The 12631-nt window shown below is 64.0% G+C and carries 14 protein-coding genes and 1 pseudogene; 7 read left to right on the top strand and 8 right to left on the bottom strand.

Annotated elements, in window-relative coordinates; all coding sequences use genetic code 11:
* Positions 1–56: 56 nt before the first annotated feature.
* Positions 57–905 carry an ABC transporter permease gene (locus ACFCXS_RS25695; protein ID WP_376645686.1) on the bottom strand — a complete coding sequence of 283 codons (849 nt, stop codon included), beginning with the start codon at positions 903–905 and terminating at the stop codon, positions 57–59.
* Positions 902–1939, bottom strand: a complete 1038-nt coding sequence (locus ACFCXS_RS25690) for an ATP-binding cassette domain-containing protein (RefSeq protein WP_376645685.1) — start codon at positions 1937–1939, stop codon at positions 902–904. The genes ACFCXS_RS25695 and ACFCXS_RS25690 overlap by 4 nt, the downstream gene beginning before the upstream one ends.
* A 170-nt stretch (positions 1940–2109) precedes the next feature.
* Here ACFCXS_RS25690 and ACFCXS_RS25685 point away from each other — a divergent pair.
* The 6 genes and pseudogenes from ACFCXS_RS25685 to ACFCXS_RS25660 all read left to right on the top strand — a co-directional run.
* Positions 2110–2496 (top strand): annotated as a pseudogene (locus tag ACFCXS_RS25685) (alcohol dehydrogenase catalytic domain-containing protein); the annotation flags it as partial.
* A 23-nt stretch (positions 2497–2519) separates the two neighbouring features.
* Positions 2520–4277 (top strand): recombinase family protein, encoded by a 1758-nt coding sequence (locus tag ACFCXS_RS25680; protein WP_376645684.1) that lies wholly within the window; start codon positions 2520–2522, stop codon positions 4275–4277.
* Between the two features lie 1741 nt (positions 4278–6018).
* Complete coding sequence (locus ACFCXS_RS25675) at positions 6019–6267, top strand: hypothetical protein (RefSeq protein WP_376645683.1); 249 nt, start codon at positions 6019–6021, stop codon at positions 6265–6267.
* 26 nt (positions 6268–6293) lie between these two features.
* Positions 6294–6629, top strand: coding sequence for a hypothetical protein (locus ACFCXS_RS25670; protein WP_376645682.1), 336 nt, complete (start codon positions 6294–6296; stop codon positions 6627–6629).
* The gene (locus ACFCXS_RS25665; RefSeq protein WP_376645681.1) at positions 6629–6880 is read left to right on the top strand and encodes a hypothetical protein; all 252 of its coding nucleotides are present in this window, start codon (positions 6629–6631) and stop codon (positions 6878–6880) included. Before ACFCXS_RS25670 ends, ACFCXS_RS25665 begins: the two co-directional genes overlap by 1 nt.
* Positions 6881–7091: 211 nt before the next feature.
* Positions 7092–8432 (top strand): phage major capsid protein, encoded by a 1341-nt coding sequence (locus ACFCXS_RS25660; protein ID WP_376645680.1) that lies wholly within the window; start codon positions 7092–7094, stop codon positions 8430–8432.
* A gap of 520 nt (positions 8433–8952) precedes the next feature.
* On the opposite strand, the gene ACFCXS_RS25655 is transcribed toward ACFCXS_RS25660, so the two are convergent.
* The 5 genes from ACFCXS_RS25655 to ACFCXS_RS25635 all read right to left on the bottom strand — a co-directional run bounded on the left by ACFCXS_RS25655 (position 8953) and on the right by ACFCXS_RS25635 (position 11231).
* Positions 8953–9186: a hypothetical protein gene (locus tag ACFCXS_RS25655; protein ID WP_376645679.1), complete on the bottom strand. Its 234-nt coding sequence runs from the start codon at positions 9184–9186 to the stop codon at positions 8953–8955.
* Positions 9183–9614 carry an ATP-binding protein gene (locus tag ACFCXS_RS25650; protein WP_376645678.1) on the bottom strand — a complete coding sequence of 144 codons (432 nt, stop codon included), beginning with the start codon at positions 9612–9614 and terminating at the stop codon, positions 9183–9185. The genes ACFCXS_RS25655 and ACFCXS_RS25650 overlap by 4 nt, the downstream gene beginning before the upstream one ends.
* A gap of 67 nt (positions 9615–9681) precedes the next feature.
* On the bottom strand, positions 9682–10530 hold the full coding sequence (locus ACFCXS_RS25645; protein WP_376645677.1) for a Scr1 family TA system antitoxin-like transcriptional regulator: 849 nt from the start codon (positions 10528–10530) through the stop codon (positions 9682–9684).
* Positions 10520–11041, bottom strand: a complete 522-nt coding sequence (locus ACFCXS_RS25640; protein WP_376645676.1) for a DUF6879 family protein — start codon at positions 11039–11041, stop codon at positions 10520–10522. Before ACFCXS_RS25640 ends, ACFCXS_RS25645 begins: the two co-directional genes overlap by 11 nt.
* The gene (locus ACFCXS_RS25635; RefSeq protein ID WP_376645675.1) at positions 11025–11231 is read right to left on the bottom strand and encodes a hypothetical protein; all 207 of its coding nucleotides are present in this window, start codon (positions 11229–11231) and stop codon (positions 11025–11027) included. Before ACFCXS_RS25635 ends, ACFCXS_RS25640 begins: the two co-directional genes overlap by 17 nt.
* 193 nt (positions 11232–11424) lie before the next feature.
* Here ACFCXS_RS25635 and ACFCXS_RS25630 point away from each other — a divergent pair, with 193 nt between their 5' ends.
* Positions 11425–12456 (top strand): NAD(P)H-quinone oxidoreductase, encoded by a 1032-nt coding sequence (locus ACFCXS_RS25630; protein WP_376645674.1) that lies wholly within the window; start codon positions 11425–11427, stop codon positions 12454–12456.
* Here the strand turns inward: ACFCXS_RS25630 and ACFCXS_RS25625 are convergent.
* Positions 12434–12631, bottom strand: a 198-nt coding sequence (locus ACFCXS_RS25625) for a hypothetical protein (RefSeq protein WP_376645673.1), incomplete at its 5' end; no start/stop codon positions are given. The two genes, ACFCXS_RS25630 and ACFCXS_RS25625, sit on opposite strands and share 23 nt — an antisense overlap.

The raw sequence follows: 12631 nt of genomic DNA, 5'->3' as shown, positions 1-12631 counted from the left end.
GGCCGCCCGCACCCGTACGGTGCCCGACGGCCGGCCGGAGGCGCGGCGATCCGGGGCTACTTCCGGTTGTAGAGCCGCATCGTGACCGGCCCGAAGACCAGCACGAACAGAGCAGCCCAGCCCAGCGACCAGGCGACCTCGCCGGCCGGCCAGTCGCCGCCCATCAGACCGCGCACCGCAGACGCCAGATGCGTGATGGGGCTGTTGTTCACGAACGCCTGCAGCCAGCCCGGCATGGTCTTCGGGTCCACGAAGACGTTGGACAGGAACGTGAGCGGGAAGATCACCATCATGCTGACGCCCATCACCGACTTCTCGGTGCGCAGCATCAGCCCGAACATCGTCCAGATCCACGAGAAGGCGAACGAGAAGGCCACCAGCAGGGCGATCCCGGCGAGCACACCGGCGACCCCGCCGTCCGGCCGGTAGCCCAGGATGATGCCGACGGTGAGCATCACGACCGACGCGATCGTGTACCGCAGGGCGTCACCGAGCAGATAGCCGACCATCGTCGACGGCCGCCAGATCGGCAGGCTGCGGAACCGGTCGAAGACACCCTTCTCGATGTCGGTGTTCACGGAGACACCCGTGTACATCGTGATCATCACGACCGACATCACGAGGATGCCCGGCAGCAGGAACTGGATGTACTCCTCCGGCGAGCCGGCCAGCGCCCCGCCGAACAGGTACGTGTACATCAGCACCATCATGATCGGGAACGCCGTGACGTCGAAGAGCTGCTCCGGCACGTGCTTGATCTTGAGGATGGCCCGCCAGCCGAAGGTCATCGAGGCCGACCACGCGCTGGGCCGCGGCGGCCGCTCCCTGGTGACGAGCAGGGCGGCGAGCGACTCGGCGCTGACCGGGGCGAGCTCTTTGCTCTCGGTGGTCGTCGCGGTGCTCATGCCGCCACCTCGTCCTTCGGGTCGTCGGAGCGCCGGCCGGAGTCGGAGCGCCGGGCGGAGTCGTGCGTGTCGTGTCCGGTCAGGGCGAGGAACACCTCGTCCAGGCTGGGCTGGCCCAGCGAGAAGTTGTCGACCGTGATCCCGGCGCGGGCCAGCTCGCCCAGGGCACGGGAGGCCTGCTCGGCCGCGGAGTCGTCGCCGGCCGCCGTACCGAGGCGGGCGGTGAGGGCCACCGGGTCGGGCTCCGGCTGCACCTGCGCGTCGAGGGCGCGGCGCAGCAGGCCGGCCGCGAGATCGCGCTGGTCGGGATCCCGGAGGCGCAGATGGACGGACCCGGCGCCGACGGACGACTTCAGCTCGCCCTTGGTGCCCTCGGCGATCACCTTGCCCCGGTCGATGACGGCGATCCGGGACGCCAGCTGGTCCGCCTCGTCCAGATACTGCGTGGTCAGCAGCACCGTGGTGCCCTGGGCGACGACGGCCCGCACGATGTCCCAGACCTGGTTGCGGCTGCGCGGGTCCAGGCCGGTGGTCGGCTCGTCGAGGAAGAGCAGGTCGGGGGTGTTGAGGATGGACGCGGCGATGTCGATACGGCGGCGCATGCCACCCGAGTAGTGCTTGACCTGCTTCGCGGCCGCGTCACCGAGTCCGAAGGCCTCCAGGAGCTGGGCGGCGCGTTCGCGGGCGGCCTTCTTGTGGTGGCCGAGCAGCCGGCCCAGCAGGACCAGGTTCTCGGTGCCGGTGAGGTCCTCGTCGACCGAGGCGTACTGGCCGGTGAGGCTCACCCGGCCGCGCACCTCGTCCGCCTCCCGGACGATGTCGTGACCGAAGACATGCGCTTCGCCGCCGTCCGGCCGAAGGAGTGTGGCGAGCATCTTCACGGTGGTGGTCTTGCCGGCGCCGTTCGGGCCGAGGACGCCGTAGACCGGGCCCGCGGGCACGGACAGGTCGACGCCGTCGACGGCCCTCGTCTCGCCGAACGTCTTCACCAGGCCCGCGGTCTCGATCGCCAGGCCGGACTTCTGCGTGCTCATGCTTCGGGTCCTTCCGCGTGCTTGGGCTACGCATGGAGAGACCTTTACCGTCGCGCAAACTCATCGGTGACGCACATGGGTTTTCGCCGGGACCGGACCGATGGCGTAGAGGCCGGGGGACCCGGGACGGAGAGGACTCCGTCCAGGGACCGACGGGTACGGTCCCTTGCATGCATGCGATCACGATTCCCGAACCCGGTGGGCCCGAGGCGCTGGTCTGGGACGAGGTCCCGGACCCCGTGCCCGGCGAGGGCGAAGTCCTGGTCGAGGTGGCGGCCGGCGCCGTCAACCGGGCCGACATCCTGCAGCGGCAGGGCTTCTACGAACCGCCGCCCGGCGCGTCCCCCTATCCCGGCCTGGAGTGCTCCGGGCGGGTCGCCGCGATCGGCACCGGTGTCTCCGGCTGGAACGTCGGCGACGAGGTGTGCGCCCTGCTCTCCGGCGGCGGCTATGCCGAGAAGGTGGCCGTCCCGGCCGGGCAGCTGCTGCCCGTGCCCGAGGGCGTCGGCCTGACGCAGGCCGCGGCGCTGCCCGAGGTGGCCTGCACCGTCTGGTCGAAAGAGCATGTGAAACTACCCCCATGACACCCAACACCTTGAATCGCTACGTGGCCGACTCGGCCGCCAACGACCAGCCCCGCGCCGTTCTCTACGCCCGTCAGTCGAAGCTGAACGAGGACGGCAGCGACGCAAGCCCCGTCATGCAGTGGGAGGCAGGGGAAGCGCTCTGCGCTGCCCGTGGCTACCGCGTCGTCCACCGCTTCAAAGACGTTGGCAAGTCAGGTTGGGACCCCAGCACGCAGCGCGACGGGTTCGAAGAGATGATGCGCTGGGTCCGTGAGGCCAAATGCGATGTGGTTGTGATCTTCACGCTGTCTCGGCTGACCCGCATGGGCGCACAAGAGGCGTTCGCCATCGAGAAAGAGATGCGGGACCACGGCGTCTCGCTCGTCAGCGTCAGGGAACCGTACCTCGACACGAGCGACCCGATCGGTGCCGGAATCTTTGCGATCATCGCCGGTCTCGCAAAGCAGGAATCCGACACAAAGTCGGCATTCATCAGCAACACGAAAGAGCTTGCCCGCAAGGCAGGCGGTCACGTGTCCGGCACAGCGCCGTTCTGGGGCACGAACGAGAAGGCGTTCACGGACGACGGCGTGAAATACATCAAGGTCGTCCCCACCGACGAAGGTCGAAAGACAGTCCTACTCATGCGGGACATGGCGGAGAAAGAGCGTCTGACGCCCGGGGAGATCGCCGAGAAACTGACCGACAACCCCGACACCCCGCCGCCCGGGTGGAGGACCGAGCAAGGCAAGGCGCGCGTGGAAGCCCGGCGGAAGCGGGGGACCTACAAGGCGTTCCCCGATAAGCCGAGATGGACCCCGCAGGCCGTTTTGCGGACGCTTCGTGACCCGCGCATAGCGGGCATGGCCGCAAACCGTGTCGGCTCCGACAAGTGGGAAATCCGGCGGAACGCCAACGGCGACCCGATCCACGTACACGAGCCGATCATCACGCCCGCTGAGTGGTACGTCCTTCAGATTGCGATCTCCACGGAGGGGAAGCACCGGCGCGAGTACCACGGTGGCACGTATCTGCTGACCGGCTGGCCGTTCCTGTACTCGTACTGCGGCGCGACCATGAGCACCACCATCACGAAGAGCGTGCCCCGCTATCGGAGTAACCGGGAGGTCAGCGCAGCGCGTCAGATGGGAAAGCAGCGCGTGAGCATCCAGGTGGAGGCGACAGACGACTACGTAGCGCGGCGGGTGTGGGCGCGGATGATGGCTGCCGACCCGGAAGACCCCGAGGACGCGACGTTGTTGGTTGCTGCTGCGCAGCGTTTCGCACGACAGCAGGACACCGCAGGTATCGCCATCGAGTGCAACGAACTGGAAGCGCAGATCAAGCACACCCAAGAGAGCCTGCGGCAGATCTACGCCGACCGTAAGGCGGGGCTCTACAAGGGGGCCGTGGGCCATGCCGCGTTCACTGACGCCGTGCGCTCGATGCAGCTCACCGAAGAGACGTGCACGGCGCGGCTGCGGAAGCTGCGCGAGGAACAGACCAACTCTGTGCGCCTGCCCATGCACGACTGGATTGAGGACGCCGGGGCGGACCCGATTGGTGAGGGCTCGCCGTGGTCAAGGTGGACGATGGCCGAACGGCGCGACTTCCTGAGGCTATGGGTGGATCACATTGAGATTCACCCCGGCACACCTGGGAGTAAGGAAGTCATCGTTTCCGAACGTGTCGTGATCCATTGGGCGCGCCCGCTCACCGAAGAGACGGAAGACGAAGAGGACTTCGGAGACATGCCCGAAGAAGCCGCGTAACAGCCCCTCGTAGCCCCGTTCGGCCCCCGTGTGGTCGGACGGGGCTTTTTCATGCCCTCGCGTATCCGTGGCCGCAGCATGGGGCCAGAAGGGCCCTGGAAGGCGTTGTAAGCCCCGAATACGGCCCCGCCGGTACCTGGTGTGCCAGCGGGGCTCTTTCATGCCCGCAAACGGGCGCACAGGGCTTCGCGGCCGGTCCGGGCCGCTCGTCACCAGCGCGGGAGGGGCTGACCTGCGCTGTTCTCTTATTCCGAGTGACGGTTACACCATTAGGTATTCACCTACACGTACAAAATAAAGAGTGGTAAGGGAAAAACGGGCCACCCTAACCGTGGCTCGGAATAAAAGAACTCCCCAGGTCAAAGACGCGCGGTCCACCGTGGAACGTCACTCGCGCCTGGACTGCGCAGCGCGAGCGGGCGACCGTCGCCAATAAGTTAAAGAATTGGCAAAGTATTTGACGGCACTCCAATCCGGGTTTTGTGGCATTTTCCCACGTCAGAACCTGATGGAGCGTTAGCAGCCGTGCAATCGGCACCCTGAAGACAGGTAGAGGGGTCGAACGACCCCCTTAATGAACTGTAGGGGGCGCAACCGACCCCCTTAATGATTGTTGAGAGAACTTCCCCGCGCGCGCGACTCGAACGACACCCTACCCGGGTAGTAGAAGCAACTTTCCCCGCGTGCGCCACGCAATCGACCCCCTATCCGGTTAGTGGGGGAAGAGATTCCTCCCGACCAGACTACGGACATCAGTAGTCAGCGGATGGCTTCACACCAATCCGCAGCCACAGACCCGGCGCGCGTCCGGCCATAACGCGCAATGAGACGCCCCTGAATCGGGTTGATTCGCAAACCTGGTAGTGAAGCCCCGGGTTCGCTGAGTCCCTGATTCAGGGGCGTTTCCGTTTCCAGACTCCCCGCGCCACAGCGGGTAGGCCCTCGGCGGTCCGCCGTACGGCTTGGCTTCACATGACGGAAAACACCGATGTACTACGACTACCACAATCAATCTGTTGAGTGTCTGGACTGCCGCAAGCCGTTGAGCGGCAGACAAGAGCAATTTTGCAGCCAGGTATGCCGAATGCGCTACCGGCGCCACGAACAGCGCGAGAAAGAGCGGAAAGCCGCTGGACTGCCGCGAACTGTCCCGTGCGAACTGTGCTGCGAGCCTATGTTTCCTAGGCGCGGTAAACGGTTCTGCGACTACCACGGCGAGGCCGACCGCGATTGCCAGGAAATGCAGGACGACCTAGAAGAGGCCGCCTGGCTGGCCATGGAAGATCGCAAAGAGGCAACGTGCCAGCGGGAGAAATGCGGGCAACCCGTTGAATGGTCCGGCCGTGGTCGCCCTAAGAAGTTCTGCTCTGCTCGCTGCCGCACAGCGCATTACCGCGCTAGCAAGACCGCTTGACCGTCGTCTGAGGAGAAACCCCGATGAGCGTTACCGCTGATTGTGTCCGCTGCCGCAAGCGTCCGGCAAATGGCTGGTACTGCGCCCGGTGCCGGGTGTTTCTCCGGACCGTGCGAAAGATGCCCGCCGAAGAGCTACGGGCTTTCGCTGTTGTGTTCCGATCGAATCGTCTCGCTGCGGCCTAACCAGAAATTCCCGCCCCGAGCCGGCTGGCGATCTTGGAATTCCAGGCTTTGTGACTACTGACGTCAGTAGTCACACCCTAAATCCCGCCCGCCGAGGGTCTATTCGCGCGCACCCCGGCGGGCTACCCGAGAAAGAACAGAAATGTACTGGTATCAGTTCATCCCACCCGAGGATGCCAAGAGGGTCGTAAAGGGTCTTTCATATCGCTCGCCGGTACTCGCGGCAATGGTCTTCCCGCGCGTCTTGAACTTCGCTAAGACCGTGCGGGCCGCACTCGACAGCGGGATATCCGCTGACTTCGTAACTGAGTCGGTTGTCGAGTGCTACGGCATGACTGCCCGTGATGCGGCATCGGCCGTGCAGTTCATCGGCGAGTTTTTCGCCGAGTAGTCGCCATACCTCAGAAAGAAACCAAAATGAAGACACCCAATGACATGCCCCAGCGAACAGACGAAGATCTCTATATCCCGTCGCTGCGCGGCCGGATTGGTGCCATAGTGGCAGAGCTGATCGAAGCAATCGAGGATGACGGGCCGGTGTTGGAAAACGGCGATCCTAACCCATTGCTTTCGTCGCTGGCAGACCTAATCCATGCCGGTACCGATTTGCGACGCCTTGCCGTGGAACGGCGCGCACTGGCGTTCACGCAGGAACGTCTAGCAGTAGAACAGCGTCGGGCAGAAATGGCGCGCAAGCGCGCTGATCTTCCGTACCGCGTTTCGCTGACCGTTCCGCAGAAGGTGAGTGAGTGATGTCTCACCGCCTTGTGAATCTCGAAGTAGCCATCGACAAAACGTCGATGCGTACTCGAAAAGCCATTGCCCGAATACTGGGCGGATCGGAATACCCGGTCCTTCAGGCCCTTTCGCGGGAACTCCTCGCCGCGAATGCGATCGAGGATGCCCGCCTTGCCGAAATCGGCACCGAACTTATCCGTGACCGCATAGCGGAAGCGGATGCCGCAAGCGCCGACCTGCCGGAACCCCCGGCCTACGGCGCGTAAGCACAACCCATAAACCCAGCAGACAGGCCCTTTTGCGGTGGTGGACTCCATCGGCGATTGGGCCTGTCTGCTGTCTATCTCGCTGTGAAAGCGGTAGGCCCGTGGATTCGGCCAACCTGCCGCGCGCTGCTCGGTCCCTGGATGGGGGCTCCGCCGGGCTTCGCCAAAGCGGGTCGCAATTCCCGTTTCTAGCTCACCAATGGAGCCCCAGATGAGTAACACCCGGCGCGAGTGGATTACGGATCTACTCGCCAAAGAGGCCGCTTCGAAGGCCGAAATGCAGCGCATCCTAAGCGTTGCCGAGAAGTTCAATCGCAACCTGTCGAGTGGCGAAAAGGCCCGTTTCGAAGAGGCAGAGCGCGACGTTCACGAGATCCGGGAGCGGATTTCCGAACTTCAGGCTCAGGTCAATGCCGACGAAGCTTCCGCGCCGATGGCCCGCAAGTACGCGCCGAGCATTAGCGGAGTGCGTGAGCCGCAGGTTTACCAGCGTGGCGGACACTCGTACTTCCGGGACCTTTACCGGGCCCGTCAGTACGGCGACCGTGACGCGCTTGACAGGCTCGACCGCAATAACCGGATGGCCACCGAGAAGCGCGCCATTTCGACCACGACCAACGCGGGTGGCGAATTCGTCCCTCCGCTGTGGCTCGAAGAGGAATGGGTTCGTCTGGCTCGACCGGCACGGACCACGGCGGACCGGTGCGAGTGGAATCCTCTTCCGCCCGGTACCGACTCGATCAACATTCCCAAGGTGAATACCGGTACGGCTACGGCCGTTCAGGCTTCGCAGAATACGGCCATTCAGAACACCGACCTGACGACGACTTCGGTTTCGTCCCCGGTGATCACGATTGCCGGTGGTCAGACTGTTTCCCTTCAGCTAATGGAACAGTCGCCGCTGAACATTGACGAAGTGGTTCTCTCCGACCTGGCAGCGGACTACGCGCAGAAGCTAGATGTTCAGGTTCTAAGCGGCTCCGGGTCTTCCGGTCAGCTAACGGGAATTCTCACGCTGAGCGGCACGACTTCCGTTGCGTGGACTCAGGCGACCCCGGCCCTTACGGGTGCGGGCGGTCTGTACGGCGTTCTCGCGAATGCCGCACAGCAGATGTATTCGAGCCGCTACCTTCCGCCGGATTGCCTCGTGATGCACCCGCGTCGCTGGGCGTGGATTACCGCGCAGAGTGACAGTCAGTCTCGGCCGGTCGTGGTCCCGATTGCTGGCGGTGCGCAGAATGCCATGGGTTCACAGACGGCTATTGCCGCTGAGGGGGCCGTCGGTCGCCTTCAGGGGCTTGACGTCTACCTAGACCCGTCCATTCCCACGAATGGCGGTGCGGGCACGAATCAGGACACGATTCTGATGCTGCGTTCGTCTGATCTCTTCCTTTGGGAATCGAATCTCAGGGGTGAGGCATTCCAGCAGACTTACGCGAATCAGATGTCTGTGTTCGTGCGTCTGTACAACTACGCGGCATTCATTCCCGGTCGCTATCCGGCATCCATTACGAAGATCACGGGTACCGGCGCTGTGACGCCTACCTTCTGATCTTGATATCTCGTCTTCCTGAATCGAAGGGAAGTGCACCATGCCTACACCCTACGAACGGGCCGTCAGCGTCATTGAACGGCGCTGTACGGTCCCCGCTGGCCTTAACGAACGGCGAGAGCTACTGAGTGCCTTCCGGGTCCTCAGAGACGCTGTCACGGCCGATAGCAACAGCGGGCAGGAAGACGAGTAGTCAGAGAATGGCCAGTCACTCTCGGGTGGCTGGCCATTTCTTTTTTGGTCACTCTGCGTGAGAGACGGGGGGAGGGTAAATGTCTAGGGGATGCATCCCCAGAGACCCGGCACCCATGGGGGGACACAAAATCGCGAAATTCTGACCCCGGGGGTTTGATCATTTGCCGTTACCCAGGGTAATTATTGGGTCAGCCGGCTGTTTCCTGACGGGTCGTCAGAAATAAGGAAAGGCCCGCCCCGGGGCGCTCGACCAAAGCAGGGCCGGGGCGGGGGTCTCAATACGGGGCCCCCTCAGTCACGGGGGAACGGCTGAGGGGGCCCCTGCTTATTCCTTCGGGGTGATTATGGCGTAGTCACCGAAGGTCCGCCGAAAGCGCGTGTGCCCGGTATCGCGGGTGTGCTCGGCCATCCACCGGACGGCCTTTTCTTCGTCCATCTCGCCGGAAGACTCGCCGCAATCTGCTTCGTCGCCCGACACGCATACAGCAGACCAGGACAGTTCCCCGGTCGGGTCCTGGACGGCTTTGTATTCAACGAAGCGGTATAACGCGCGGGTCATTCCTCGGCCTTCCGGTCGATCTCGAACCACACCGTTTTGCCGACGGCGTATTGCCCATTCACCATTCGGGGAGCCGTGCCCCATCGCGTGGCCACCATCGCGACAAGGGCCAATCCTCGCCCCTCTTCGTCGCTGTCGCTTGGGTGGCGCAGCGCTGGAAGGTCGTTAGAAGCGTCGGAAACCTCGACGCGTAGCATTTCCTCGGTGACCTCGAAAACGGTCTCGATACGGCGTCCTGGCGACACGCGCGCATGGCGTACCGCATTGGTCAGCAGCTCTGACAGTAGCAACGTGCCGGAATCTGTCAGTTCCTCGGCCTTCCAGTGCTGAAGGTATTTCCGCAACTGGGACCGGGCCAGGCGCACGCATTTTGCGTTTCGTGTCCAACTCCAGCGCGCTGCCGGGGCCTCCTCCTGAAGGGCCGTCATCTGCCGTTCCTTCCGCCTGCTTTGGTCGTGGAACCACGGTAGCGGCGGTACAGAAGTGAACCTGACGTTATTGGCGTTGTCGGGTAAAGATCATGGCCCACTCGGAGAGGAGTTCCCGGCACTCGTCCCCGAAAACGGCGTAGGACTCGTACCGCTCGAAGTCTTCCCGATATGCGTTTACGTCCCTGTGGTCTCGCAGGATCAATGCGCCTGTGTGGGTCTCGACTTGGACTAGTCGCCGGTCGTACATGGTGAAGACGCTTAGCGGCGTCTCGGAGACGGGGCCGACTATTCCGAGAGGGATCACGCCTAGCTGTACGTTCGGAATGCGCGAGACGGACGCTAGCCGGTCGAGCTGCATAGCCATTGCGATAGGTGAGGCCAGCGGCCACCGCACGGCCTGTTCCGTCAGTAGGAATGTGAAGAACTTCGATGTGTCCATGAGGACCTGTTGCCGCTCTAGCTTTTTGGCTACGGTCTTGGACATGTCGCCGGGGTTCCGTGCGAGGCTCGCCCGTACGTAATCGGGTGTCGCCAGTAGGCCCGTAATCATCGTCGGCAGGAAGAACCGAAACTCTGTCGTGACGGCTTCAAGGCGGGCTAGATCGTTCTGTTTTTTGTCAATTCCTCGGCGGCGAGACGCCCATAGGTCTTGCCACTCTGTGTTAGCCGTGCGCGCAAGAGCAAGTATTTTCGTAGCGACGGGACTATCAGCCCCGATAGCTTCAAGGATTAGTTCAACATCAACAATAGTGGGGGTGAGCTTTCCGCCCTCGATGTTGCTGATCTTTGTCTGAGACATATTGCAGCGCTGAGCGAGCCGGGTTTGAGTCAGCCCGGCCCGCTTGCGCTCGCTGCGTAGTGCTTCCGCTAGGTCTGACCTTGATTGACCTAGGGACTCTGGTTCAAAGGTCAAGGCCCTTCACGTACTCCTCGAAGGGCACCGACTCAGCCAGCGCGATGCGCTGATATTCGAGGAATGGGGTCACGTCCCCCTCGAAGATTTCACGGCTGATCTGCGTACCGTCTGTCTCGTAGTTCATGAGTACGACTTCTGACCGGTCGAAAAGCCAGAAGTCTTGCACCCCTTCAAGGGGGTTCGGCCGGTCGGTCACGTCCATGATGCGGATATCGTCTCCGGCTGCCGCGTGAACGGCGTAGTACATGAACTCAAACCGGAGATAGTCTGTGAGGGGTCGGGAAACGACGTGAACCCGCCCTTTGGATTTCCCTTCGGCCCGCAGCTTCCGGAGACTGTCCGTATAGCTGGACGAGTAGTCAGACGCGTCGATTCGCTGTCCTGCAAGGAACTCCCGGATATCCCCGTCTTCGCTCGGAACCCTGTACCAGGGGAGCGTCTCAAGACGCCATGCCTCGCTCTCGAACCCCTGGATTCGAGCCGTCCACGCCTCACCATCCAAGAGCACGGAAAGCCTCCCTCATGACGTGCTCGGGGATCTCTACGAGCCCTTCGCCGGTCGGCGGGTTGAAGGCGTCGGAGACGTCGCCCTGGACGACGAACGAGCCGTTCGCCGTGCGGTACACGTTCGGGCAATCGTCGTTGTTGCAGTTTCCGTTTCCGTTGCCGGTAAGCCGTGTCAGTTCCTCGCGCGCCATGGCTGAAACCCCTTGTGTCTGGCCCCTGTTGGGGCTCTTGAACACGACGGTACGAGGGGGAGACCCGGCCGTCTATGCGCCATCGCCAATATTCGCGTTGTCGGGTAGGGATCTTGGGCAAGGCGTTCTGATGTGATGTCACATAGCGGGTGGGCGGGGCTTCCTGCTGAGCCACAGGGGTAGCGTCGGCCCCATGAAGGCAGTCACCATCACGCAGCCCGGCGGTCCGGAAGTGCTCAAGTGGGCGGACGTGCCCGACCCGGTTCCCGGCCCCGGGGAAGTCCTCATTGACGTAGCGGCTAGCGCCGTGAACCGTGCCGACATCCTCCAGCGGCAGGGCTTCTACGACCCGCCGCCCGGCGCGTCCCCGTATCCCGGCTTGGAGTGCTCCGGTCGGATCGCTTCCGTTGGCCCCGGCGTCGCTGGCTGGGCTGTGGGGGATGAGGTCTGCGCCCTCTTGACCGGCGGAGGGTACGCCGAGAAGGTCACCGTCCCCGCTGGTCAAGTGCTGCCTATCCCGGACGGGGTGGACCTTGTGGCCGCCGCAGCGCTCCCGGAAGCCGTCTGCACGGTCTGGTCCAACCTCTTCGGCTGGTTTGATGGGGGAGACTTCACAAGCTCCAACGTCTTCATGATCGCCCATCTGCGGCCCGGCGAGACGCTCCTCGTGCACGGCGGCTCCAGCGGCATCGGCACGATGGCCATCCAGCTGGCCAAGGCCGTCGGCGCGCGGGTGGCCGTGACGGCCGGTACGAAGGAGAAACTGGAGCGGTGCGCCGAGCTGGGCGCCGACATCCTGGTCAACTACCGCGAGCAGGACTTCGTCGAGGAGGTCAGGAACGCGACGGACGGTGCCGGTGCCGACGTCATCCTCGACAACATGGGCGCCAAGTACCTGGAGCGCAACGTCAAGACCCTCGCCGTCAACGGCCGGCTCGCGATCATCGGCATGCAGGGCGGTGTGAAGGGCGAGCTGAACATCGGCGCCCTGCTGGCCAAGCGGGCCGCCATCAGCGCGACGTCCCTGCGGGCCCGGCCCCGGGAGGAGAAGGCCGCCATCGTCGCGGCCGTACGCGAACACGTCTGGCCCCTGCTCGCGGGCGGCCACCTGCGCCCGGTCGTCGACCGCGAACTCCCGATGCGGGACGCCGCCACCGCGCACCGGGTGGTGGAGGAGAGCGGGCACATCGGAAAGGTGCTGCTCATCGCCCCTCACGCGACCTGACACTCGCCGGGCCCGCCCCGCAGGCCGTGCCCGCGAGGTCCCACCCGCCCTGCGAGGTGCCGCCCGCCCTGCGAGGTGCCGCCCGCCCTGCGAGGTGCCGCCCGCCCTGCGAGGTGCCGCCCGCCCTGCGAGGTGCCGCCCGCCCTGCGAGGTGCCGCCCGCCCTGCGAGGTGCC

Source organism: Streptomyces sp. NPDC056373 (assembly GCF_042262425.1).
Lineage (GTDB): Bacteria > Actinomycetota > Actinomycetes > Streptomycetales > Streptomycetaceae > Streptomyces.
The sequence above is the reverse complement of the archived record's forward strand: the minus strand, read 5'-3'. Positions and strand labels throughout refer to the sequence as shown.